Here is a 24791-nt window from a genome sequence, read left to right as displayed (position 1 = left end):
GCTTGCCTCTCAGAGCTGGGCCCGGGGGTCGGCGACGTCGCGGAACGCGTCGCCGATGAGGCCGACGGAGGTGACGACGGCGGCCAGCGCCAGCGCGGGGACCGTGGAGATCCACCACGCGGAGCCGAGGTAGTCGCGGCCGGCGGAGACGGTGGCGCCCCACGAGGTGGCGTCGGCGGGGATGCCGAGCCCGAGGAAGCTCAGCGACGCCTCGGCGACCATGGTCAGCCCGATCTGCACGGTCGCGGCGACCAGCAGCGGCTGCCAGCACGACGGCAGCACGTGCCGGATCAGGATCCGGGCGTGGCCGGCGCCGAGCACCTGGGCGGAGGCGACGAAGTCCAGGTCGCGGGTGGCGAGCGCGGACGCGCGGGCGACCCGGGCGAACACGACCCAGCGGGTGACGGCGAGGGTGATGACGATGTTGGCGACGCTCGGCCCGAGCACCCCGGCGATGAGGATCGCCAGCAGGATGGAGGGGAAGGCGAGCTGGACGTCGCCGATCCGCGACAGCACTGTGTCGATCCAGCCGCCGAAGTAGCCCGAGACCAGCCCGACCAGCAGGCCGGCCGCGCCGCCGATGACAACGGTCGCGAGCGCCACGATCAGCGAGATGCGGCTGCCGGCGAGCATGTTGGCCAGCAGGTCCCGGCCGACCTGGTCGGTGCCGAGCCAGGCGATGCCGCCGTCGGCGGTGTGCGCGCCGGGCGCGAGGAGCCGGTCGGGCAGGGCGGTCGCGACCGGGTCGTAGGGGAGCAGCAGCGGGCCGACGAGCGCGGCGAGCACGAACAGCGCGAGGACGGCGGACGCCGCCCACACCCGCGCCGGGACGCGGTGGCGCCAGTGGGCGCGGGGTCGCGCCGGCTCGAGGACGGGCGCGGTGCTGAGGGGGGACGTGGTGGCGGTCATGCGTTCTCCGGCGTCAGGCGCGGGTCCAGGACGACGTACAGGACGTCGACCAGCAGGTTCAGCACGATGTACGACAGGGTGATCGTCACGATCGCGGCCTCCACGACCGCGTAGTCGCGGTTGGTGATGGCGTCGACCATCAGCGAGCCGAGGCCGGGCCAGGAGAACACCACCTCGATGATGACGGCGTTGGCGATGAAGTTGCCCATCAGCAGCCCGAGGACGGTCACGACGGGTACCGCGATGTTCCGCGCCACGTGCGCGTACATGACGGTGCGTTCGCCGGCGCCCTTGGCACGGGCGGTCCGCGCGTAGTCCTTGGCCGACTCCTCCAGGGCGCCGTTGCGGACCAGGCGCGCGAGCCAGCCGATGAACGGGAGCGCGAGGGTGACCGAGGGCAGGATCAGCGCCGCGGCGCCGCCGTCCGAGGTGCTCGGCAGCCAGTTCAGCTGGCGGGCGAACAGCAGGATCAGCACGATCCCGAGCCAGAACGACGGCACCGCCTGGCCGACCAGCGAGCCGGTCGAGATGAGCAGGTCGCGGGCGCCGCCCGGCTTGCGGGCGCCGAGCATCCCGAGCGGGAACCCGATCGCGACCGTGATGAGCAGTGCCAGCGCGGCCAGCGCGAGGGTGGCGGGGAACCGGTCCAGGGTGCTGGACATCGCGCTGCCGCCGAGCCGCCACGAGTCGCCGAGGTCGCCGTGCAGCACCCCGGCCATGTGCGTCAGGTACTGCCGCCAGAGCGGCTGGTCGAGACCGAAGTCGGCGCGGACGGACGCGAGCTGCCCGGCGCTGGCGTCCGGGCCGAGGATCAGCGTCGCGGGGTCGCCGGGCACCACCCGGACGACGACGAACACCAGGCTGATCGCGCCGAGCGCGACCACCACCGCCTGAAGGAGGCGGCGGAGCAGGAACCGTCCCATCACCGTTCTCCCATCGTCGAGGCGCGCACCACGACCTCGGCGGGCAGCAGCGCCCGCTGCGGCCCGCGCTCGGCGGCCTCCGCGCCGCCCGCGGCGTCCGGGCCGGACATCCGTTCCAGCAGCAGGTCGACCGCGGTCGCGCCGACCCGCCCGGCGGGCAGCCGCACCGTGGTCAGGGGCGGGTCGAGGTAGGCGGCGAACGGGTGGTCGCCGTGCCCGGCGACCGCGACGTCCCCGGGGATCGACAGGCCCTGCTCGGAGAACGCGCGGTAGACGCCGAGCGCGAAGTAGTCGTTGCCGGCCAGGACCGCCGAGCCGGGGCCGATCCGGCGGGCCAGGTCGCGGCCGATGGCGTAGGAGTCGATCGGGTCCCACGGCTGGGAGCTGGACTCGCGGCGCCGCGTCGGGACCCGGGTGACGGTGCCGGCGGCCTCGTCCAGCCCGTGCTCGCCGAGCGCCGCGTGGAACCCGCGGATGCGCTCGGCGACCGGGGAGATGTCCAGGTCCTCCTCGATCAGGCACAGTTCGCGGGCGCCGCCGTCCAGCAGCACCCCGGTCGCGCGCCGCGCGCTCTCGAAGTAGTCGACGCCGACGAGGTCGGCGTCCAGGCCGGGCAGGTCGCGGTTGACCAGGACAACGGGCGTCCCGGACTTGCGGAGCCGCTCCCAGTGCTCGGTGCCGTGCTGGACCGGGACCGCGAGGACGCCGTCCACGCCCCACCGCATCAGCTCCTCGGCGACGCGCCGCTCGTTCTCGACGCTGTCCTCGGTGACCATCAGCATCAGCGAGTAGCCGTGCACCCGGCCGCGCTCCTCGATGGCGCTGATCAGCCGGGCGTAGAACGGGTTGGACGGGTTGGTGATGACCAGCCCGATCGTCATCGCGTTCCGCAGCACGAGCGACCGCGCCATCGAGTTGGGCACGTAGCCGAGCCGGTCGGCCTCGGCCTGGACGCGCTCACGGGTGTCCGGGCTGACCGCGTCCTTGCCGGCCAGCGCCCGCGAGACGGTGTTCACCGACAGGTCGAGCGCGGCGGCGATGTCGCGCAGCGTGGCCCTGCGTCGTGGGGTCATGGGGTGCCCTCCGAGGTGCTCCGGCGCGCGGTGCCGGGGCGGTGGTCGGTCATCATCGTCTCCTCACCGCGGACAGGTCGGGCTGGTTGTTGGGCGCGGGGGTGAACCCGGCCAGGCCGGACCGCAGCCCGTAGCCGGTGACCAGCGCCGCGGGGAAGATCCCGACGGCGTCGTCCCAGACGATGCGGCACGCCTTGGCGTACAGCTCCTCGCGCCGTTCCGCATCGGCGACCTGGCCGGCCTCGGCGAGGATCGCGTCGAGCGCGGGGTTCTTGTAGCCCATCCGGTTGGCCTTGGAGGTGTAGAGCCGGCCGAGGGTGAACGCGGCGTCGCCGGTGGTGACGGTGTTGGTCTGGAGCTCCATGTCCCAGTCGAGGGTGTTGAGCCGCTGGAGCCACTGCGCCTTCTCCAGGCTCTCCGGGCGGACCCGGACCCCGATCCGGGCCCACGCCGAGATCATCGACTGGGCCAGCTCGCGGGCCAGCGGGCCGGTCGCGTCGAACCACATCAGCGAGGTCTCGAACCCGTCGCCGAGCCCCGCCTCCCGCAGCGCCCGGCGGGCGGCGTCCGGGTCGTGGGGGTAGGGCTCCTGCGCGGCGTGGCCGAACACCGTGGACGGGATCGGCGCGTCCATCGCCTGCGCGCCGGACCCGAACAGCTTCCCGACGATCTCCTTCAGGTCCAGCGCCTGGTACATCGCGCGCCGCACCCGCGGATCGGTGAACGGCTTGCGCCCGCAGTTGAACCAGTTGAGGTAGTACGTCCAGCTCGGGACGGTGGTCAGGTCGACGCCGCGGACCCCGCGGACCTCCCCGATCTGGTCCGGCGGGACCGGCCACAGCAGGTCGATCTCGCCGGTGCGGAGCGCGGTGACGGCGCTGGAGGTCTCGGCCAGGTACGGCATCGAGATCGCCCGCAGCGGCGCGGGCCCGTCCCAGTACCGGTCGAACCGGACGAGCTCCACCTTGGTCGAGGGGGTGAACTCGGCGACCCGGAACGGCCCGGACCCGATCGGCCGGCGCTTCTGCGCCGGGTCGGCGACGAGCCGCTCGGGCACGATGAACAGCAGGGTCAGGTTGACCGGAAGCGTCGCGTCCGGCTTGTCAGTGACGAAGGTGACGGTGAAGTCGTCGTCGGCGCGCACCGACGTCACCGGCTTCCACAGTGCGGTCTGCGCCGACGTCACCGCCTGCGTCCGCTTCAGGCAGGCGACGACGTCCCGCGCGGTGACGGCGCCGCCGTCGTGGAAGGTCGCGCCGCGCCGCAGGTGGAACACCCACGTCGTGTCGTTCGCGCGTTCCCACGAGGTGGCCAGCCCGGGGACCGGTTTCGTCCCGTCGTGCCGGACGAGCGTGTCGAACACCAGCCGCTTGACGATCAGGGACGCCTCGTCGACGGCGGTGCCGGCGTTGTAGGGGTCCAGGTCGGTGACGGGCTGCCCGAACGCGGCGCGCAGCGCGCCGCCCGGCGCGGATCCCCGCGCCGGGCCGCCGCAGCCGCTCAGGAGCACGCTGGACGCGGAGAGCCCGGCGAGCGCGAGGAACCCGCGCCGGCCGAGGTGCTCCGCGGGGTGGTCCTCGCGTTGTCCCCAGGTGGCCATGTCGCTGCCTCAGGCCTTCAGCGCGAGGTAGATGAGGACCTTCACGCTGGGCTCGCCGTCCGTGGACGCGCCGGTGGACGCGTCCGCGCCGGTGCCCGGCTCGACGGTGCCCTTGAGGCGCAGCCAGCCGCCGAACTCGGCGGACGACCAGGTGTCCAGCTCACCCGACACCGTCCGGGACGGTTCCAGGTCGCACCAGTACAGGCCGTCGGGGGAGACCTGCGTGGTGACCTTCAGGTGGGTGCCGGCGCCCTGGCGCTCCAGCGTGCGGACGAACCAGCGGGCCTCGCCCGCCCACGCGGCCTCGTAAGGCTCGGTGGTGAACTCTCCCGACAGCGTGCGGTTGCGTTCCAGGACCGCGGTGAATGACTGACGCATGTTTCCGAAGGCTCCCTTTTACCAGTCCACCGAGATCAGCACCGAGTCCAGATACAGGAAGTTCCGCACGTCGGTGTGGGTCCGGACCGATACATAGAAGTTGAGAAGGTTCTGGAGCGACCCGTACTCCTCGTCGTACGGCGGGACCGGCACGTCGCGCATGTCGTAGACGGTGTCGTTGAGCTGGAGCTCGACGTTGGAGCGGGTGCTGGTGTCGATCACCCACCGCAGGTAGTGCCAGTTGACCTTGGTGGGGACCTCGTTGTAGCAGAGCTCCTGCGGCCCGCCGAACTCCTTCCAGTCAGCCCGCTCGGGCGCGGTGAAGTCGGCCGTCGGCGGCAGCTTGACCTTGCCCTCGAAGTGCTCGCGCGGCGTCGGCTCGGGCACCGTCGGGTACATCCAGCGGCGGCTCGGCGTCCGGTCGACGTCGGTGTTGAGGTAGCGCGCCACGCAGTGGTACCGCACCCCGTCGCTGATGTCGGTCGCGACGGTGAAGGCGCCGAACTGGTCCTCGGACGGGTGGTTGTTGGCGTCCCACTTCCCGGCGCCGTCCTTGGTCGCCGCGCCGTTCTCGGCCGAGGCCGCCTCGGCCTTGTAGGTCAGGTACGCCTCGAACTGCACCTTGCCGCGGCCGGCCATCGTCAGCCGGCGGATCGCGACGCCGGTGTGCCCGGCCACCGGCCGCGTCGCCACCTTCAGCGCGTACGTCCCCGACATCGCGCCGTGCGTGCCCACGTCGAAGAAGTTGCAGGAGCTGAGCTGCGGCGGGCGGAAGTCCCGCATGTGGTCGTCGACGGTGTCGAGGTCGCCGTGCCCGTCGTGGTTGCCGATCAGCTCGATCCAGCCGTGCGTGCCGGTGTTGAAGTCGTCGTGCACGAGGATGCGGTCGAGCGGATTGAAGCGGGACAGGGCGGGATCGGCCCTCCGCAGATCGTTCACCAGGGATTGCCGTTCGCTCATCGCGTGACCCTTTCAAGGAGGACGGTGGTGTGCATCAGGTTGTGGTCGGAGCGCAGCAGATCGCGCGCCTCACCGCTCTGGGCGGTGGTCTGGGGGACGAGGGTCCACTGGCGCACCGGCGTGCCCGCCTTGACGAAGACGTGGTCGATCTTCTCGCCGGACGGCATCGGGATCTTGCCGCCGTTGAAGGAGGCGTACTCGGCGCCGGTCCGGTGCTGCGGGGCCGCGAGCTCGTAGGCGTCGGCGAAGCCCACGTCGGCGAACGCGTCGTAGGCGCTGGCGCCGTCGGCCTTGGAGCCGGAGTTGAAGTCGCCCGCGAACACGACCGGCAGCCTGCGGGTGGCCGGGTTGTCGCGGGTCAGGTACTCGGCCGTCCGGCGGGCGTCGGCGTAGCGGACCTCGTCCCAGTTCTTGGTCCAGCCGTTGGGGTCGGTGGCGCCGTTCGCGCGGAACTCCAGGTGCATGTCGACCACGACGAACCGCGCGCCGGTGCTCCGCTCGCGCAGCGTGTTCCACGTCATCGTCTTGCCGTAGATCTCGGTCGAGTCGGGCAGCCAGAGCAGGTCGTGGGGGAGGGCCTTGCCGTGCTCGTCCAGGTGGGAGAACCGGCGGGCGTCGTAGTAGGTGAACCGCCCGGCGCCGGACTTGAGCGGGTAGCCGTACTGCGGGTGGCGGGTGCCGGCGTAGTCGGCGGGGGCCTCGGCGTAGCCGCGCGCCTTCATCGCCTTGGTCAGCGGCGCGCGGAACGACTCGACGTCCACGCCCGGCTGGGCCGGGGTGGCGTTGTTGCCGATCTCCTGGGTGGCGACGACGTCGGCCCGGGTGGCGGCGATGTCGTCGGCGACCTTGGCGGCGCGGCGGTCGGCCCACGGCTCCAGCTTGGTCGCGCAGTCGCGGCCGATGGTCGCCTCGCACGCCTCCTTGGTCGGCAGGCAGCCGTGCCCGCAGGTGTTGTAGCTCTCCATCCGGAGCTGCATGGGCGGCCGCTGCGGGCCGCCGCGCCCGGCGGCGCCGGCCGGGGCGGACGCGGACGCGGTCGCGGGTTGCAGCGCGGCGAGGGCGGCGAGGGGGAGCGCGCCGGCGAGGAGCAGAGAGCCTCGGCGCAGGGACGTGCGGACGGTCCGCATCGGGATCCTCCTGGGTGGGGTGGATCACATTAACGTTCACGTGATCGTTGAGAACCCTCCCCCAGACGAACCGGGCTGTCAATATCCAAAAGAGGATTTTCCATCAGAACGTGCGCATGTCCGGAGGGGCGTGCACGTTTCCATCGCCTGGGGCGCGACTGAGGACGAGGGCGGACGTGGGTGCGCGCCGTGTCAGAACTCGGTGTCAACTGCCGCCGGATGGCACGCCGCGAAGCGGGCGGCGTGGGGACGGTGGTGCGCCTGGCGCGGGTGCTGCGGGGGAGGGCGGCGTCAGGTGGCGCCGTCAGACGGTGGGGCCGGGGGCGCTGGGGGCGAGGGCCAGATCCAGGGTCTCGGCCCACTGACGGAGGAGCCGGGCGCGGCGGGCCGAGTCATCGGTGAGCAGGTCGGCCAGGCCGAGGCCGCGCACGAGGTCGAGGGTGGCCTGGACGGTCTCGCGCACGCCGGGGACCGACTCGTCCGCACCGAGGGCTTCGACCGTGAGGCGGTGCGCCTCCCGTCCGACGCGGGCCTCCAGCGGCAGGACCTGGGCGCGCAGCTGATCGTCGGAGCTGGCGGCGACCCAGAGCTGGAGCGCGGCGCGGAAGAGCGGGCTGGTGTACATCTCGCCGAGCAGTGCGACCACGTCCAGAGTGGACGGGCGCCGTCCGGCGAGAGTGTCGAGGCGCTCGCGCATCTGGGCCATGCGCACCTCGGAGCCGTACTCGACCGCCGCGGTGACCAGCTCCTCGCGCGTGCGGAAGTGGTGCTGGGCCGCTCCGCGCGAGACGCCGGCGCGCTCGGCGACCACGGCCACGGTGGTGCCGGCCCAGCCCGCCGAGGCCAGGCAGTCGATCGCGGCCTCCAGCAGCCGCCGCCGGGTGGCGCGGCTGCGCTCCTGGCGCGGTTCGCGGGGGACGGCCTGCGTGGTCATGGTCTCCTCGGATCGGCTCGGAGGTCCCAGTCAATCAAAGGACCTCGGCAAAAAACAATCAAGCACGATTGATTTTTTTGAGCCCGGCTGGCAGGCTGCGGGCCATGAGCCAACCGTTGCGGATCGGTAACGCCTCGGGCTTCTACGGCGACCGCTTCACCGCGGTGCGGGAGATGCTGGAGGGCGGCCCGCTGGACGTCCTCACGGGCGACTACCTCGCCGAGCTGACGATGCTGATCCTCGGCCGGAGCCGGATGAAGGACCCCGCGGGCGGGTATGCGACCACGTTCCTGCGGCAGATGGAGGAGTCCCTCGGACTCGCCGTCCGGCACGGCACGAAGATCGTCACGAACGCGGGCGGGCTCAACCCGCGCGGCCTCGCGGACGCGCTGCGCGCGCTGGCCGGACGGCTCGGCGTCGACGTGCGGATCGCCCATGTCGAGGGCGACGACCTGCTCGGCAGGGCCGACGGGCTCGGCCTGGCCGCCTCGCGGTACGGCCGGCCGCTGACCGCCAACGCCTACCTGGGCGCCTGGGGCATCGTCGCATGCCTGCGGGCCGGAGCCGACATCGTGGTGACCGGCCGCGTGACCGACGCCTCGCTCGTCGTCGGGCCCGCCGCCGCGCACTTCGGCTGGGCGCGCGACGACTGGGACGCTCTGGCGGGCGCGACCGCCGCGGGCCACGTGCTGGAGTGCGGGGCGCAGGCCACCGGCGGGAACTACGCGTTCTTCCAAGAAATCTACAATGTAAAGGCGGCGGCCTGGGGAGACCCGCACCGTGGGGACCCGCACCGGGCAGACCCGCCGGGGTTCCCGATCGCCGAGATCCGCGCCGACGGGTCCAGCGTGATCACCAAGCATCCCGGAACCGGCGGCGCCGTCACCACCGAGACGGTCACCGCCCAGCTGCTGTACGAGATCGGCGCCCCGGCCTACGCGGGCCCGGACGTGACCGCCCGGTTCGACACGATCGGGTTGCGGCGGGAGGGGCCCGACCGGGTCCTGATCAGCGGTACACGGGGCGTCCCGCCGCCCGCGTCCACCAAGGTCTGCCTCAACCATCTCGGGGGCCACCGCAACGAGATGACCTTCGTGCTCACCGGGCTCGACATCGAGGCGAAGGCGGAGTTCGCCAAGGCGCAATTGGAGGCGTCCTTCGGTCATGGCGGTCGCGGTGGACGGCCGGCGCGCGTCGAGTGGACTCTCGTCGGCGCGGCCAAGCCCGACGCCGAGACGCAGGGGGAGGCGACCGCGCTGCTGCGCTGCGCCGTGCTGGACCCCGACCCCGACAAGGTCGGCCGGGCCTTCAGCGGCGCCGTTGTGGAACTTGCGCTCGCCGGATACCCGGGCTTCACCATGACCTCCCCGCCGGGGAAGGGCGGGCCGTACGGGGTGTATACGCCAGCGTTCGTGCCCAATGAGGAGATCGAGCATGTCGCCGTCCTGCCGGACGGGACCCGGCGGGTCATTGCGCGATCGGCCTTCACACAACCCCCGCCCGCCCAGGGGGGCGACCCCAGTTCTATTGTCAACCGCCCAGATGGGGCTGCGGAAGACGAACCGCGTTCTGTGGACAACCGCGTGGTGCGGGTGCCGTTGGGGTGGGTGGCGGGAGCCCGGAGCGGGGACAAGGGGGGCGACGCCAACATCGGCGTCTGGGCTCGAACCGACGCGCAGTGGAGCTGGCTGGAAGGGTTCCTCACCACGGAACGGTTCGGCGCGCTGCTGCCGGAGACGCGCGAGCACACCGTGACGCGGCACGTCCTGCCGAACCTCCGCGCGGTGAACTTCGTCGTCGAAGGGCTGTTGCAGGAGGGCGTGTCGGCCTCGACCCGGTTCGACCCGCAGGGCAAGGCCCTCGGGGAATGGCTGCGGTCCCGCCACGTCGACGTCCCGGTGGCGCTGATCCCCGAGGAACTGATTCCAGACGACCCGATCCCGGAGGCAGTGCGTTGACCCTGAAGAGCACGCTCGATCCGCGGAGCCCGGAGTTCCGGGACCGCCGCGCGGCCATGCTCGCCAAGCTCGCGGAGCTGGACGCCGAGCACGCCAAGGCCCTGGCGGGCGGCGGAGAGAAGTACGTGACCCGGCACCGGGGGCGCGGCAAGCTGCTGGCCCGTGAGCGGATCGAGCTGCTGCTCGACCCCGACTCGCCGTTCCTGGAGCTGAGCCCGCTCGCCGCGTGGGGCAGCGACTTCCCGGTGGGCGCGAGCGTCGTGACCGGCATCGGCGTCGTCGAGGGCGTCGAATGCATGATCGTCGCGAACGACCCGACGGTGCGCGGCGGGTCCAGCAACCCCTGGACGGTCAAGAAGAGCTTCCGGGCGTCCGACATCGCGCTGGAGAACCGGCTGCCGGTGATCAACCTGGTCGAGTCCGGCGGCGCCGACCTGCCCACCCAGAAGGAGATCTTCATCCCGGGCGGCCGGATGTTCCGCGACCTGACCCGGCTGTCGGCGGCCGGGATCCCGACGATCGCGCTGGTCTTCGGCAACTCCACCGCCGGCGGCGCCTACATCCCGGGGATGTGCGACCACGTCGTCATGGTCAAGGAACGCGCGAAGGTGTTCCTCGGCGGGCCGCCGCTGGTGAAGATGGCGACCGGCGAGGAGGCCGGCGACGAGGAGCTCGGCGGCGCCGAGATGCACGCCCGCGGCTCCGGCCTCGCCGACTACATGGCGGTGGACGAGGCCGACGCGCTGCGCCTCGGCCGGCAGATCGTCAAGAACCTCGGCCACCGCCGGCTCGGGCCCGCGCCCGGCCCGGCCGCCGAGCCGCTGCACGACGCCGAGGAGCTCGCCGGGATCGTCCCCGAGGACCTGAAGGTCCCGTTCGACCCGCGCGAGGTCATCGCGCGGATCGCCGACGGGTCGCGGTTCGACGAGTTCAAACCGCTGTACGGGACGAGCCTGGTCACCGGCTGGACCCGCGTGCACGGCTACCCGATCGGGGTCCTCGCCAACGCGCAGGGCGTGCTGTTCGGCGCCGAGGCGCAGAAGGCCGCGCAGTTCATCCAGCTCGCCAACCAGGGCGACGTCCCGCTGCTGTTCCTGCACAACACCACCGGCTACATGGTCGGCAAGGAGTACGAGCAGGCCGGCATCATCAAGCACGGCGCCCTGATGATCAACGCGGTGGCCAACAGCAGGGTCCCGCACATCACGATCGTCATGGGCGCCTCCTACGGCGCCGGGAACTACGGCATGTGCGGGCGCGCCTACGACCCGCGGTTCCTGTTCTCCTGGCCGAGCGCCAAGTCGGCGGTGATGGGGCCGCAGCAGCTCGCCGGGGTGCTGTCGATCGTCGCGCGGCAGGCGACCGAGGCGCGCGGGCAGGTGTACGACGAAGCGCAGGACGCGGCGATGCGCGAGATGGTCGAGGCGCAGATCGAGTCCGAGTCGCTGCCGTTCTTCCTGTCCGGGCGGCTCTACGACGACGGGGTCATCGACCCCCGCGACACCCGCACCGTCCTCGGCCTGTGCCTGTCGGTGGTCCACAACGCGCCCGTACGCGGAGCCGACGGCTTCGGCGTCTTCCGGATGTGAGCGAAGAGCTGATGATCTACAAAGTGCTGGTCGCCAACCGCGGCGAGATCGCCCGCCGCGTCTTCCGCACCTGCCGCGACCTCGGGATCGGCACCGTCGCGGTGTTCTCCGACGCCGACGCGGCGGCCCCGCACGCCGCCGAGGCCGACACCGCCGTCCGGCTGCCGGGGGCCGCGCCCGCGGACACCTATCTGCGCGGCGACCTGATCATCGAGGCGGCGCGGGCGGCGGGCGCCGACGCCGTCCACCCCGGGTACGGGTTCCTGTCGGAGAACGCCGCGTTCGCGCGCGCCGTCCTGGACGCCGGGCTCACCTGGATCGGCCCGCCGCCGGACGCCGTCGACGCGATGGGCTCCAAGATCGAGGCCAAGCGGCTGATGGCGGCGGCCGGCGTGCCGGTGCTGCCCGAGCCCGACCCGGCCGCCGTCACCGCCGCGGACCTGCCGATCCTGGTGAAGGCGTCCGCCGGCGGCGGCGGGCGCGGCATGCGCGCCGTCCGCACCCTGGAGGAGCTGCCCGAGGCGCTGGAGGCGGCGCGGCGGGAGGCGCGGTCGGCGTTCGGCGACCCCGCGGTGTTCTGCGAGCCGCTGCTGGAGGACGCCCGGCACATCGAGGTGCAGATCCTCGCCGACGGGCACGGCCGCGTCTGGGCGCTGGGGGAGCGGGAGTGCTCGATCCAGCGCCGCCACCAGAAGATCGTCGAGGAGGCCCCCTCGCCCGCGGTGGACGCCCCGCTGCGCGCCGAGCTGTGCCGGGCGGCGGTGGACGCGGCCAAGGCCATCGGGTACGTCGGCGCCGGCACGGTCGAGTTCATGCTCACCGGCGACGGGCGCTTCTTCTTCCTGGAGGTCAACACCCGGCTCCAGGTCGAGCACCCGGTCACCGAGTGCGTCCACGGCCTGGACCTGGTCCGGCTCCAGATCGAGGTCGCCGAGGGACTGCCGCTGCCGGACGAGGCGCCCGCCCCGCGCGGCCACGCCATCGAGGTCCGGCTGTACGCCGAGGACCCCGCCGCCGGATGGCGGCCCGAGACCGGCGTCCTGGACACCTTCGAGGTCCCCGGCGCCGACGCCGAGTTCGCCGTGCCGGACGGGTACGGGCTGCGGCTCGACAGCGGCGTGCGGAGCGGCGACGAGGTGGGGATCCACTACGACCCGATGCTCGCCAAGCTGATCGCGTGGGGCCCCACCCGCCCGGCCGCCGCGCGCCGGCTGCGGGCCGCGCTCGCCGGAGCCCGCGTGCACGGCGTCACCACCAACCGCGACCTGCTCGTCCGGATCCTCGCCGACCCGGTGTTCCTCGCCGGGGACACCCACACCGGCTACCTCGACCAGATCGGGCTGGACGTCCTGTCCGCCCCGCTCGCGGGCGCGGACGCGGTCCGGCTGTCGGCGCTGGCGGCGGCGCTCGCGGGCGCCGCCGCCAACCGTTCGGCGGCGCGGGTCCAGGGCGGGCTCCCGTCCGGCTGGCGCAACGTCCCCTCGCAGCCGCAGCGCAAGTCCTACACCGCGCCGGACGGCACCGGGATCGAGGTGGCCTACCGGCTCACCCGCGACGGCCTGGCCGCCGAGGGCCACCCGGACGTCGCGCTCGCCGCCGCCACCGCCGGACGGGTCGTCCTCGACACCGGCACCGTCCGCCGCGCCTTCGAGGTCCGCGCCGCCGGAGACCGCGTGCACGTCGACTCCGGGCTCGGGCCGGTGACGCTGCGCGTCCCGCCCAGGTTCGCCGACCCGAGCGACCAGGTCGCGCCCGGCTCGCTGCTCGCGCCGATGCCCGGCACGGTCGTCCGGGTCGAGGCCGCGGCCGGCGACACGGTGGCCGAGGGCCGCACCCTGGTCGTCCTGGAGGCGATGAAGATGGAGCACCGCATCGCCGCGCCCGCCGGCGGGACCGTCACCGAACTGAACGTCGGCCCCGGGCAGCAGGTCGAGGCCGGTGCCGTCCTCGCCGTCATCGCCGCGCCCGAGACCGCCGCCCCTGGAGAGACCGCCACCCCTGGAGGGACCCCCCGATGAGCTTCGTCGAGACCGAGGAACGGCGGGCCCTGCGCGCCGCCGTCGCCGAACTGGGCGCCAAGTACGGTGCGTCCTACTACGTGGACCGGGCCCGGGCGGGCGAGAAGACGGGCGAGCTGTGGGCCGAGGCCGGACGGCTCGGCTACCTCGGCGTGAACGTGCCCGAGGAGTTCGGCGGCGGGGGCGGCGGCATCGGCGACCTCGCCGCGGTCTGCGAGGAGCTGGCCGCCGCGGGCTGCCCGCTGCTGCTGATGGTCGTCTCCCCGGCGATCTGCGCCACCATCATCGCCCGGTCCGGCACCGCGGAGCAGAAGCGGCGCTGGCTGCCCGGATTCGCCGACGGGGCGGTGAAGATGGCGTTCGCGATCACCGAGCCCGACGCCGGGTCCAACGCGCACCGGATCACCACCACCGCGCGCCGCGACGGCGACGGCTGGCTGCTCAACGGGCAGAAGACCTTCATCTCCGGCGTCGACGAGGCGGACGCGGTGCTGTTCGTCGGCCGCAGCCAGGACCAGCAGGGCACCCTGCGGCCCTCGCTGTTCATCGTCCCGACGGACGCGCCCGGCTTCACCTTCACCCCGATCGAGATGGAGATCGTCTCGCCGGAGAAGCAGTTCGTCTGCCACCTCGACGACGTCCGGCTGCCCTACGACGCGCTCGTCGGCGACGAGGACGGCGGGCTGCTCCAGCTCTTCGCCGGGCTCAACCCCGAGCGGATCATGGCCGCGGCGATGGGCGCCGGGATCGGCCGGCTCGCGCTCGGCAAGGCCGTCGCCTACGCCGGCGACCGGCAGGTCTTCACGACCCCGATCGGCGCGCACCAGGGCGTCCAGCACCCCCTCGCCCAGGCCAAGATCGAGCTGGAGCTGGCCCGGCTGATGGGGCAGAAGGCCGCCTGGCTGTACGACGCCGGCGACGACGCGGGCGCAGCCGAGGCCGCCAACATGGCCAAGTACGCCACTGCCGAGGCGGCGATCCACGCCGTCGACCAGGCCATCCAGACGCACGGCGGCAACGGCCTCACCACCGAGTACGGGGTCGGGATGCTCGCGGGCGTGGTGCGGCTGATGCGCATCGCCCCGGTCAGCCGCGAGATGATCCTCAACTACGTCGCGCAGCACTCCCTGGGCCTGCCCAAGTCCTACTGACGGCCGGGTGGCGGGGGCGGGGCGGCGTCCCTAAACTCTGGACGGTCCGCCGTCCTGATCATGAGTCGACGACCCCGAAGGGGCTCTCGTGCACGGCCCTCCTCCGCCCCCGTTCCCCGTGCCCTTCTCCCCGGCCCCCGAGCCCGTCCCGCCGCCCCCGCCGGGCTCGCCGGGACGGGCGGACGCCGCGCCCCGGATCCGGCGGCTCGCGGCCTGGTCGCTCGACGCGGCCCTGCTCGCGGGCGTCGCCGGACTGCTCGCCGTGATGACGTGGGGACGGCTGCACGGCTCGCTGGTGGACGGCCTGCCGGGCAAGGTGCTGTCCGCGGCCGGGGGCCTGCTGCTGTCCGGCGGCGACGCCGGACAGGCCGCCGAGGCCTTCGGCATGGGGCTCTGGCGGACGATCGTCCGCGACATCGAGCAGGCCCTCGCGCTGCTCGTCCTGATCGAGCTGCTGTACCACCTCGTCCTGCCGGCCTGCACGGGCCGGACCCTCGGCAAGACGGCCATGGACATCCGCGTCCGCGCCGCCCGCGCGACGGCGGCCGGACGCGGGCCCGGGCTGGGCCGCGCCGCCCGCCGCGCGCTGGTCGGCACCGCCGCCGGCACGGGACTGTACGCGGGGGCCTGGGTCCTCCTCCTCGAAGGCATGTTCTTCTTCGCGCTGGTCGCGTGGCTCCTCGCGGTCGCGGTGTTCGTGGCCAACAGCGCGCCCACCCTCTTCGGCGCGCGGCGGCGCTCCCTCGCCGACGCCGCGGCCGGCACCGTCGTGGTGCGCGCCCGCAGCTACCAGCGGGTCAAGGAGGCGACCCGGTACGGCGCCGTGGCCGCCTGGGACGGAGCACAGGCGGCGGGCCAGGTGGCCGGGCAGGTCGCGGGGCAGGCGGCCCGCGACAACGCGGCCAGGCTGGCCCAGAGCGGACGGGCGCAGCAGGCATTGGAGTCCGCGCCCGTCCGGCAGGTCCAGGACATGGGCAAGCGGCTGGGCGGTCGCGTCAGGAACGCCTACCGTGACCGCCGGGACGACCGCCTCCCCGGCAGCTCCGGCCAGCCAGGGGAACTCCAGCACGACCCCTACCCGCAACTCGCCGCCCCGCCCCAGCCCAACCCGGTCCAGCCCGCCCCTGCTCACCCCGGCCTGGGCGAGCCAGTCCTGGGGCGGCCCGCCCCGGTTGAGCCTGTCCCTGACCCGGCCCCGTATCCGCACCCGTACGGGAACCCGGACGAGCCGTCCGGCGGGCGACCGGCCTGAACGGGGCGGCGGCGCCCGCCTGAGCGGGTCAGAGCAGCGCCGCGACCTGCTCGGCGAGCGGTACGGGCGCGTCGAGGCGGTTGTCGATCGCCACGTGGGGGACCGGTGGCGGCTCCTCCGGGAGCATCCGGTCGACGAACGCGCCGAACGCGCCGAGCTTGCCGGCGTCGCGGTCCAGGCCGCGTGCCGTCAGCCGGTGCCGCAGCGTCGCCGGATCGGTCCGGATCCAGACCAGCCGCACCTCGGGACCGCCGAGCGCCGCCACCCACGCGTCCCAGCGGACGGGTGAGCGGATCTGCCCGGTGAACGGCGCGCTCAGCAGCACCGGGCACCCGTGCGCGCGGACCTCACGGGCGGTCGAGGTCAGCCCCTCGTACTCGTGCGCCTTGACGTGCTCGTCGTACCACGGGCCCTCACGCTCGCCGGGATCGCGCCCGTGCGCCGCGAGGGTGGCCGCGACGAACGGCCCGTACAGCGTGTCCTTGTCGAGCAGCGCGGGCACGGGGCGCAGCCCCGCCAGCAGCAGCCCCGACACGGTGGTCTTCCCGCAGCCCGGCGGGCCCGCCACCACCCACACCGTCCCGGCCCTCACCGCGCCCATCGCCTCCACCTCGCCGGGTGCCCCGCGCCGCCCCGCCGGCCGCGCGCCGCCCGCGTCACACCGACAGGCGCATGCGGCGGGTCGCGAGCCGGTCGATGCGCGCCTCGTCGACCTCGTGGCCGAGGCCGGGCTGGGTCAGCGGGACCCCGACGACCCCGCCGGTCGACCGCACGGGCGGCGTCACGAACACCGGCCCGCCCGCCGGGTCGGACACGTCGCTCGGCAGCGTGCAGCCGGGCAGCGACGCCACCGCCACGGCGGCGGCCTGCCCGATGCCGAACGCGCCCGTCCCGGTGCACCACACCGCCCAGCCGGCCGCGAACGCGAGGTCGTGCGCGCCGCGGGCGGCGGTCAGCCCGCCGAACCGCTCGGGCCGCAGGTGCAGGGCGCGGCCCGCCTCCTCGCCGAGTGCGGCGTCCAGGGTGTCGAGGTCGCCGACGTCCGGCGCGATCGCGGTGCCGACCCGGCGCTGGAGCCGCGCATGGGCGGACAGGTCGGCCGCCGCGAACGGGCGTTCGAGCGCCACCAGGCCGTAGGCGTCCAGCCCCTCCAGCGCCGCCAGGTGCTCGGGCGACTCGGTGTAGGCGTGCCCAGCGTCCGCGACGATCGCCAGTGCCGGGAACGCCTGCCGGATCGCCCGCACCGGTTCGATGTCCCAGCCCGGCCGCACGTCCAGCGTGATCCGGGTGTGCCCGGCGCCGACCGCCCGGTTGACCCGGCCCGCCACCGTCTCCAGCAGCGGCTCGGGCGACAGCCGCGCGCCCGTCACGATCGAGGTGCGGGTGCCGCCGAGCGCGTGCGCGAGCGGCATCCCCCGGCCCCGGCACCACAGGTCCCAGCAGGCCGTGTCGATCGCGGCGGCGGCGTCCCGGCAGCCGAGGTCCACGGCGGCCGACGCGTCCTCGGGCCGGTCGAGCTGGAGCCCGATCAGGGCCGGGCCCATCCGCTCCTCGATGTCGGTCCAGGCGCGTCCGGGGCCGTCGTCAGGGCCCCGGCCGCCCGCGCCGCCGCGCCCGCCGCCGGACCGGCCGTTCGGCGCCGCCGGCACCGAGACCTCGCCCCAGCCCACCGCGCCGTCGGCGCCGGCGAGCCGGATCAGGATGCTCTCCGGACGCCGGCCGCGCGGCATCGCCACCCGGAAGGCGTCGCAGCCGTGGATCTGGGGCACCCGCACCCGCCCCCTCGTGATCGGAAGTGTTCCCTCCCCATGATCCCCCCTCCGGGGACCGGGAGGACACCTCCGCGCCGAGGTGGGAGCGCGTGGCGGGGACCCCGCGGCGCGGGCCCCGCGGGGAGAGCGGCCCGCCCGCCTTGTCAGGACGTGGGGGAGCGGCGGAAACGGCGGAGCGGGCGCCGGACGTAGCCGCCGTCGTCCAGGCCCGCCAGGCGCTCGAACGGGTTGTAGGACGAGTAGTCGCCGCACAGCGCGAACGACGCCCCGGCGGCGGCGAGGTAGAGCGGGATCATCACGGGACCCAGGCAGAACGCGTACTGGGTCGCGTGCCGTCCCTCATGGCGCAGCAGGGCGGGCCGGTCGAGCAGGCCCGCCGCGTCGCCGCGCACCAGGATCACGTTGCCGACGGTGAAGGCGGGCGCGGCCGGGAGCGGCAACCGGTACCCGCCGGCCACCAGCAGCCCGGCCGGCGCGCCGGCCGGGCGCGGGCCGCGGGCCCCGGCTGCCGCGAGGAGCAGCCCGAGCGGCGTGGAGAGGTTGACCGCGTTGACGATCTGGCGGAGCCGGTGCGCCGGTTTCACGGCCCCAGTGTGCTCCGGGACGGCGCGGGGAGGTCAGGGGCAGGTGGCGTCGAGGGACGTCGGCTTGCTCTCGCCGCCGGGCTTGTGCGTCGCCTGGCCGCTCGGCGCGGCCGTGGAAGCGCCGGCGGACGGCGTGCCGGGCGACGGGGCGCCGGCGGACGGGGAGGCGTTCGCGGCGCCGCTCGACGACGCGCTGGGGGAGGGGCTCGAGGCGGGCGGGGGCGCGACGGCCTTGGCCGTCAGCTTGCGGATCAGCGCGAAGTCGGGGGCGCCGGTGCTGATCAGCGGCGGCACGAACTGGAGGCTGTTGATCTGCGCGCCGTCCTTGACCTCGTTCGACAGCGTCATCAGCGCGGGCAGCAGCTCCTGCGGGATGTCGGTGGCCAGCGTCCGCTTGGCGGCGGTGGCCAGCTTGTCGAAGCTGGTCAACACGGTCTGCGGGTTGGCCTGCTGCGCGATCGCGCGCATCAGGCACTTCTGCCGGCCCATCCGGGCGTAGTCGTCGCTCATGGTGCGGGACCGTCCGTACCAGAGCGCCTCCTTGCCCTTCAGCGTCCGCTCGCCGGGCTGGAGCACGCCGCCCTGCAACCCGTACGGGATCGGCTCGGTGATCTTGACCTTGACGCCGCCCATCGCGTCGATGATGTCGGCGAAGCCGAACATGTCGACCAGGATGTAGTAGTCGACCGGCTGGCCGAGGATGCCCGAGATGGTCGACTTCAGCAGCTCGGGGCCGCGCTGGTTCTTCAGCGCGCCGGGCACCACGTCGGGGTGCTCCTCGGCGTACTGGTACACCTCGTTGAGCAGGCCGGGAGTGCCCGGGCCGTCGCCGGTGAAGCCGTAGGGGAACCGGTCTCGGGCCGGGCCCGCCGGCAGCTGGAAGTGCTCCAGGTTGCGCGGCAGGCTGAACAGGACGGTGTCGCCGGTCTTGGTGTCGACGCTGGCCAGGGTCATGCTGTCGGTGCGGACGCCCTCGCGGTTGGACGCGGCGTCGCCGCCCAGCAGCAGCACGTTGACCCTGGACTGCCCGTTCCACGGGTCCTTGGCGTCGACCTTGCGCCCGTTGGAGCCGCCGGTGCGGAAGATGCTCGTCAGCGCGTCCCGGTAGACGAAGGTGTTGTAGGCGCCCCACGACACCGGCACCGCCACCGCGAAGCACACCACCGCCACCGCCACCGCGCCCGCCGTGTGCGCCGGCACCGACAGGCCCGCCGGGCGGACGATCTGGTACGAGCGGATGACCACGGTGATCCAGAACAGCCCGAGCACCAGCAGCCCGACCGCGATGGTCCGCAGCCAGTCGGGGCGCACGGCCAGGTGCACCAGATCGGAGCGGTAGAACGTGCCGGCGAGGACGCCCGCCGCGACCAGCACCGTGAACAGGGCGAGCAGCAGCGCGCCGATCCAGCGGCGGCCCGTGGACAGATGCGCGACGCCCCAGACCAGGGCCGAGGCGGCCGTCAGGCCGAGCGCCCTGACCAGGCCGCGCGGTCCGTCCTGGGCGCGGTCCGACTCCGACTCCGGCTCCGTGCCGTCCTCCCGGTCACGCCGGCTCGCTGATCGCCTCGCCATGTACGCTCCGATCCCCCATCCACGGTGAATTCAGCCTCCGACTTACATTATGGACGCGCAAAACCGGGCAAGGGTTGCGTACGAGTCGACCGAATGCGGGCTGATTAGTAACTTCAGGTGCAGCTCCGGCCAAGACTATGCAATCCGGCCGCGCCGCGGGGGCCTTGATCAGATTCCCGCACGGCTCGATCCGCGAGCCGCCGGATCTGCGGGTAGTCGGGCCGCCCGGGCTGCACCAGCGGCGGGACGAACTGCACCGAGGTCACCTCGGCGTCCTTGACGCGCCCTGAGAGCTCGATCAGGGACGGCAGGAGGCTCTGCGGCAGATCGGTGCTCACCGAGGACTTGAAGGTCTGAGAGAGGTCCTGGAAGCTCCGCAGCACCGTCAGGGGGCTCGCCTGGCGGGCGATCGCCCACATCAGGCACTTCTGCCGGCCCATCCGGCTGTAGTCGCTGCTGCCGGTGCGCGACCGCCCGTACCAGAGCGCCTCCCGGCCGCCGAGCCGCCGGCAGCCCGGCCGCAGGACTCCGGCGGGCACCTGCTCGCGCGGCGCCGGGACCGCCTCGCCGACGCAGACCCGCACCCCTCCCATCGCGTCGACGATCTGCCGGAAGCTGCGCATATCGACCATCGCGTAATAGGGAACCGGGCGGCCGAGAATGTGGCCGATTGTCCGTTTGAGCAGTTCGGCGCCGGGGTCGCGGTACCGGCCGCCGCGCAGCACGGACGGATGAAGGGTGCCCTGCTGGTAGACGGCGTTGAGGAGCTCCTCCTCCGGAAACGGCACCGGGCCGTGCCCCGACCAGACCGGCACGTGTTGCAGGTTGCGGGGCAGGCTCAGCAGGACGGTGTCGCCGGTCTTGGTGTCGACGCTGGCCAGGGTCATGCTGTCGGTCCGTATCCCCGGACGGCCCACGTCGGCGTCGCCGCCGATGAGCAGCAGGTCCAGGCGGCCGGGCGGGACCGGAGCCCGCTGCGAGGCCGGGCTGGAACCGGGCGCGCCCGCCCCGCCCGCAGGCCCGGCGGGAGCGGGCCGGTCGGCGGACGCGCCGCCCGCGAACACGCTGCCGACCAGATCCCGTTGGAGGTAGGCGTACCGGGCCAGCGTCAGCGGCGGCACCGTCATCAGCAGGCACAGCACCGTCGCCGCCGAGCCCCCGGCCAGCCGCCAGGCCGGGGGCAGCCCGGCGGGCAGCAGCACGGCGTAGGAATGCGCGCCCAGCACCGCCCACAGCCCCGCCAGGAGGATCGAGGCGGTGATGAGCGCCAGCAGCCACCCTGGGCGGACGGTGAGTTGCAGCAGGCTCGCACGGGCGCTCCCGGCCACCACCGCGGCCACGGCCAGCAGCACCGCGTGGACGATGAGCAGCAGCGCGCCCGCCCGGATCCGCCCGGCCCGCAGATGGGCCACCCCGGGCAACAGCGGCGCCAGCGCGGCCAGCAGTAGCGCCTCCGCCAGCCGGGAGAGCGCGGGGGTGGCCCCGAGCGCGTCCCGGGCGGGGGAGCCCCCGGCCGCGCCGTCCCGATCCTCGTCGGCGGATCCGTCCGATCCGCCCGATCCGTCCGAGCGTTCGGCGTGCGTGCCGACCGGTCCCCCGTCGTCCATGATCCGCCCCCTATCGGGACGGAGCCCCCGCGACTCCGTCCGTGAAGGCAAAGAGTGCAGGCCAGATCACCTAAAGTGCGAAGATGATCACGGCGTGTCGCTGAATTGGCGCTGCGACGGCCCCCAGGCGGGCGCGGCCGTTCGGCCCCGGGTCACCAGCTCGTCGACAGCGGCATGCCCTCGGCGTACCCGGACGAGCTCTGGACCCCGACCGTCGCGCGCTCGTGGAACTCCTCCAGCGTGCGCGCGCCCGCGTAGGTGCACGAGCTGCGCAGCCCCGCCACGATCGAGTCGACCAGGTCCTCCACCCCGGGCCGCCGCGGGTCGAGGAACATCCGGGACGTGGAGATGCCCTCCTCGAACAGCGCCTTGCGGGAGCGCTCGAAGGGGGAGTCCTCGGCGGTGCGCAGCCGGACGGCCCGCGCGGACGCCATCCCGAAGCTCTCCTTGTAGAGCCGCCCGTCGGCGGCGCGCTGGAGGTCGCCCGGCGACTCGTAGGTGCCGGCGAACCAGGAGCCGACCATCACGTTGGCGGCGCCCGCGGCCAGGGCGAGCGCCACGTCGCGGGGGTGCCGCACCCCGCCGTCGGCCCACACGTGTCTGCCGTGCCGGCGGGCCTCGGCGGCGCACTCCAGCACGGCGGAGAACTGCGGGCGGCCCACGCCGGTCATCATCCGCGTGGTGCACATGGCGCCCGGCCCCACGCCGACCTTGACGATGTCGGCGCCCGCCTCGATCAGGTCGCGGACGCCCTCGGCGGTCACCACGTTGCCGGCCGCGACCGGGACGCCCGGGTCGAGGCCGCGGACCGCCGCCAGCGCGCTGATCATCTTCTCCTGGTGGCCGTGCGCGGTGTCGACCACGAGCAGATCGGCGCCGGCCTCCAGCAGCGCCTTGGCCTTGCCCGCCACGTCGCCGTTCACTCCGACCGCCGCCGCGACGCGCAGCCGGCCGCCCGCGTCGACCGCCGGGTCGTAGAGGGTGGCGCGCAGCGCCGCGGTCTTGGTGAGGATGCCGGAGAGCCGGCCGTCGCCGTCGACCACGGGCGCGAGCCGGTGTCCGCGCTCGTGCAGCCGGTCGAACGCCTCGCGGGGGTCGACGCCGCCGGGCAGCGTGACCAGGTCGCTGGACATGATGTCGCGGAGCTGCGCGAACCGGTCGACGCCCTGGCAGTCGGCCTCGGTCACCACGCCGACGGGCCGGTCGTCCTCGACCACGATCACCGCGCCGTGCGCGCGCTTGGGCAGCAGGGCCAGCGCCTCGCCCGCGGTGCTCGTCGGGCCGAGCCGGATCGGGGTGTCCACGACCAGGTCGCGCCGCTTGACCCAGCCGATCACGTCGGCGACCACCTCGGTCGGGATGTCCTGCGGGATCACCGCGAGGCCGCCGCGCCGGGCGATGGTCTCGGCCATCCGCCGGCCCGACACCGCCGTCATGTTGGCCACGACAAGCGGGACCGTGGTGCCGCTGCCGTCCGACGTCGACAGGTCGACCTCGAGCCTGGACCCGACCGCCGAGCGGCGGGGGACCATGAAGACATCGTTGTAGGTGAGGTCGTGAGTGACGGGCTCACCGTTCAGCAGACGCACGGCTTCTCTACACACCAATCGTCGATCAGGGTGGCTGGGCCACCGAACATTCTGTGTCATACCCGTAGATGCCCGGACCAAGCCGGAACCAAGGCCCTATATCGGGCCTGCGAAAGACCGGTGGAGGGCCTTCCGGGACGCCCCCGACCGCCTGAGGACGGTCCAGAAGCGCCCCACGGGCGCGCAGCGGCGTCGCGAGGGCCTTACGTAGGCCCGCACCCCGGGGTGACGGCGCGGTGTCTCCAGAGTGGCGTAAAGATCCCCTCCCGGAACCCCCGCGGCGGCCACCGCTTTCACCGGCGGTTCTGCTCTTAACGCAGGGGGTGGAGCAGGCGCAGTCGAATCGGGGGCAACGTGAGGTTTAGCTCTCTGTAAAGTTACCTCTTGACGTAACTGCGCCCCCGATGCACTTTTCTTACATGTGCCTCATTCGGAAGGCCGGCCCTCCGTAGGAGGCGTCACAGCAGAACACCGGGAGAGGCACATGCGAGTCACGCACCTGGGCCCGGCCGGTCGTGCCCGCCCGTGCCGCGGGCCGCCGGGCCCGCGCCGCCGCCCGCCGTCCCGCCCCCGAAGTGATCATCACCACCCCGACCGCCCCCGCCCCCCGCCGCGCCGGGCCGGTCGTGCCGGGCGGCCCGATCGGCGTTGTGCTCACGCACCGGTCGGCGCGGCGCGGCAATCGTCGCCGCGGAGACCGTACGCCGACGCTTCGACGGTCACCGGGCACCCCGAACACGAGCAAGATCAATATTTGACGTCATACCGTCCCGAAATGGAATGATCTTGCAGTTGCTGGCAGAACGCTTCATTGCATATCGAGGAGGACAGCCGTGCTGGATGCGGTCGACGCCGTGCTCGTCCGCGAGCTCCAGCGGGATGGCAGGGCGACGTTCCAGGCGCTCGCCGATCGCGTCGGGCTTTCCCGCACGGCCGTGCGGGCACGCGTGCAGAACCTCCTCGAAACCGAGGTCGTCCGGGTCGTTGGCATCGTGCACGCCGCGGTCGTCGGCGCCGAGGCGATCGGGCACGTGTCGGTCACCGTGGACGGCTCGGCCCGCAAGGTCGCCGCGGCGATCGCCGGGCACCCGGCGGTCAGCTTCACCGCGCTGACCGCTGGGCCCTACGACCTGGTCGCCCAGGTGCGCACCCGGGACGACGCCGCGCTGGCCGCGGAGGTCGACCAGATCCGGTCGGTGCCCGGGGTGCGGTGGGCCGAGGTGTTCCGCTCGGTCGCCACCGTGCGCGACACCCACGCGGTGGTGCGCGAGCTCGGCGAGATCACCCTCGACGACATCGACTGGCGGCTGCTTCAGGAGCTCCAGCGTGACGGTCGCGCCCCCTACACCCGGCTCGCGCACATCATCGGGCTGTCCCAGGCCGCCACCCGGGCCCGGGTGGTGCGGCTGATGCGCTCGGGCGTCATCCAGGTGACCGGGCTGGCCGATCCGCTCGCGCTCGGCGCCGCCGAGCTCGGCGGCTTCGGGCTGACGGTGACCGGCGGGCTCCGGCGGGCCGCGGAGGCGGTGGCCGAGCAGGAGGGCGTCCGCTACCTGGCGACCGGCTTCGGCCGCTACGACATCGTCGGCCAGGCCGAGGCGTCGTCGCGCGCGGAGCTGGTGGCCGTGCTGGACGCCGTCCGCGCGGTCCCCGGCGTCAGCGTGCGGGAGTCCTGGCACCACCTGGACGTGCTCAAGGAGTCCTACGCCGTCGAGCTGCCCGACAAGCCGCTCAACGGCGCCTGACCCCCGCCGCCGCGCCGGGCCGCCGCGTCACCGTGTCCCGCGCCGGGCCG

Annotated in this window: 20 protein-coding genes; 6 read left to right on the top strand and 14 right to left on the bottom strand. The window is 73.7% G+C overall.

Annotation, left to right across the window (positions count from 1 at the left end):
- Positions 1–9 precede the first annotated feature (9 nt).
- The 8 genes from OHA34_RS06065 to OHA34_RS06030 form a co-directional block, all read right to left on the bottom strand.
- Positions 10–909 carry an ABC transporter permease gene (locus OHA34_RS06065; protein ID WP_285944536.1) on the bottom strand — a complete coding sequence of 300 codons (900 nt, stop codon included), beginning with the start codon at positions 907–909 and terminating at the stop codon, positions 10–12.
- Positions 906–1832 carry an ABC transporter permease gene (locus tag OHA34_RS06060; protein WP_329520937.1) on the bottom strand — a complete coding sequence of 309 codons (927 nt, stop codon included), beginning with the start codon at positions 1830–1832 and terminating at the stop codon, positions 906–908. The genes OHA34_RS06065 and OHA34_RS06060 overlap by 4 nt, the downstream gene beginning before the upstream one ends.
- Positions 1832–2905: a LacI family DNA-binding transcriptional regulator gene (locus OHA34_RS06055; protein ID WP_285944533.1), complete on the bottom strand. Its 1074-nt coding sequence runs from the start codon at positions 2903–2905 to the stop codon at positions 1832–1834. The genes OHA34_RS06060 and OHA34_RS06055 overlap by 1 nt, the downstream gene beginning before the upstream one ends.
- A gap of 52 nt (positions 2906–2957) precedes the next feature.
- Positions 2958–4505, bottom strand: a complete 1548-nt coding sequence (locus OHA34_RS06050; RefSeq protein ID WP_329520936.1) for an ABC transporter substrate-binding protein — start codon at positions 4503–4505, stop codon at positions 2958–2960.
- Positions 4506–4514: 9 nt separating this feature from the next.
- Complete coding sequence (locus tag OHA34_RS06045; RefSeq protein WP_285944529.1) at positions 4515–4883, bottom strand: hypothetical protein; 369 nt, start codon at positions 4881–4883, stop codon at positions 4515–4517.
- An 18-nt stretch (positions 4884–4901) separates the two neighbouring features.
- Positions 4902–5843 carry a DUF6772 family protein gene (locus OHA34_RS06040; RefSeq protein ID WP_285944526.1) on the bottom strand — a complete coding sequence of 314 codons (942 nt, stop codon included), beginning with the start codon at positions 5841–5843 and terminating at the stop codon, positions 4902–4904.
- Positions 5840–6970, bottom strand: coding sequence for an endonuclease/exonuclease/phosphatase family protein (locus tag OHA34_RS06035; RefSeq protein WP_329520935.1), 1131 nt, complete (start codon positions 6968–6970; stop codon positions 5840–5842). Before OHA34_RS06035 ends, OHA34_RS06040 begins: the two co-directional genes overlap by 4 nt.
- Positions 6971–7274: 304 nt before the next feature.
- Positions 7275–7904, bottom strand: a complete 630-nt coding sequence (locus tag OHA34_RS06030) for a TetR/AcrR family transcriptional regulator (protein WP_329520934.1) — start codon at positions 7902–7904, stop codon at positions 7275–7277.
- A 104-nt stretch (positions 7905–8008) separates the two neighbouring features.
- Here OHA34_RS06030 and OHA34_RS06025 point away from each other — a divergent pair, with 104 nt between their 5' ends.
- The 5 genes from OHA34_RS06025 (at position 8009) to OHA34_RS06005 (ending at position 15872) form a co-directional block, all read left to right on the top strand.
- Positions 8009–9862 carry an acyclic terpene utilization AtuA family protein gene (locus OHA34_RS06025; protein ID WP_329520933.1) on the top strand — a complete coding sequence of 618 codons (1854 nt, stop codon included), beginning with the start codon at positions 8009–8011 and terminating at the stop codon, positions 9860–9862.
- 56 nt (positions 9863–9918) lie between these two features.
- A complete protein-coding gene (locus tag OHA34_RS06020) occupies positions 9919–11451 on the top strand; it encodes an acyl-CoA carboxylase subunit beta (RefSeq protein ID WP_285944550.1) in 1533 nt (510 codons plus the stop codon).
- Positions 11452–11462: 11 nt separating this feature from the next.
- Positions 11463–13469 (top strand): acetyl/propionyl/methylcrotonyl-CoA carboxylase subunit alpha, encoded by a 2007-nt coding sequence (locus tag OHA34_RS06015; protein WP_329520932.1) that lies wholly within the window; start codon positions 11463–11465, stop codon positions 13467–13469.
- Entirely contained in the window at positions 13466–14620 is a 1155-nt protein-coding gene (locus tag OHA34_RS06010) for an acyl-CoA dehydrogenase family protein (protein ID WP_285944518.1), read from the top strand. The genes OHA34_RS06015 and OHA34_RS06010 overlap by 4 nt, the downstream gene beginning before the upstream one ends.
- An 88-nt stretch (positions 14621–14708) precedes the next feature.
- Positions 14709–15872 carry an RDD family protein gene (locus OHA34_RS06005; RefSeq protein ID WP_285944516.1) on the top strand — a complete coding sequence of 388 codons (1164 nt, stop codon included), beginning with the start codon at positions 14709–14711 and terminating at the stop codon, positions 15870–15872.
- 28 nt (positions 15873–15900) lie between these two features.
- Here the strand turns inward: OHA34_RS06005 and OHA34_RS06000 are convergent, their stop codons facing one another.
- The 6 genes from OHA34_RS06000 to OHA34_RS05975 all read right to left on the bottom strand — a co-directional run bounded on the left by OHA34_RS06000 (position 15901) and on the right by OHA34_RS05975 (position 22996).
- On the bottom strand, positions 15901–16473 hold the full coding sequence (locus OHA34_RS06000) for an AAA family ATPase (protein WP_329520931.1): 573 nt from the start codon (positions 16471–16473) through the stop codon (positions 15901–15903).
- A 55-nt stretch (positions 16474–16528) separates the two neighbouring features.
- Entirely contained in the window at positions 16529–17647 is a 1119-nt protein-coding gene (locus tag OHA34_RS05995; protein ID WP_329520930.1) for an enolase C-terminal domain-like protein, read from the bottom strand.
- Positions 17648–17787: 140 nt separating this feature from the next.
- The gene (locus OHA34_RS05990; protein WP_285944512.1) at positions 17788–18228 is read right to left on the bottom strand and encodes a hypothetical protein; all 441 of its coding nucleotides are present in this window, start codon (positions 18226–18228) and stop codon (positions 17788–17790) included.
- Positions 18229–18261: 33 nt separating this feature from the next.
- Positions 18262–19800, bottom strand: coding sequence for an LCP family protein (locus OHA34_RS05985; RefSeq protein WP_285944511.1), 1539 nt, complete (start codon positions 19798–19800; stop codon positions 18262–18264).
- A gap of 113 nt (positions 19801–19913) precedes the next feature.
- A complete protein-coding gene (locus OHA34_RS05980) occupies positions 19914–21407 on the bottom strand; it encodes an LCP family protein (protein WP_285944509.1) in 1494 nt (497 codons plus the stop codon).
- Between the two features lie 152 nt (positions 21408–21559).
- Positions 21560–22996 (bottom strand): GuaB1 family IMP dehydrogenase-related protein, encoded by a 1437-nt coding sequence (locus OHA34_RS05975; RefSeq protein WP_285944508.1) that lies wholly within the window; start codon positions 22994–22996, stop codon positions 21560–21562.
- Positions 22997–23829: 833 nt separating this feature from the next.
- On the opposite strand from OHA34_RS05975, the gene OHA34_RS05970 reads away from it, so the two are divergent.
- Positions 23830–24741 (top strand): Lrp/AsnC family transcriptional regulator, encoded by a 912-nt coding sequence (locus OHA34_RS05970; protein WP_285944506.1) that lies wholly within the window; start codon positions 23830–23832, stop codon positions 24739–24741.
- The last annotated feature ends 50 nt before the right edge of the window (positions 24742–24791 follow it).

This window comes from Spirillospora sp. NBC_01491, from assembly GCF_036227065.1.
Lineage (GTDB): Bacteria > Actinomycetota > Actinomycetes > Streptosporangiales > Streptosporangiaceae > Spirillospora > Spirillospora xylanilytica.
The sequence above is the reverse complement of the archived record's forward strand: the minus strand, read 5'-3'. Positions and strand labels throughout refer to the sequence as shown.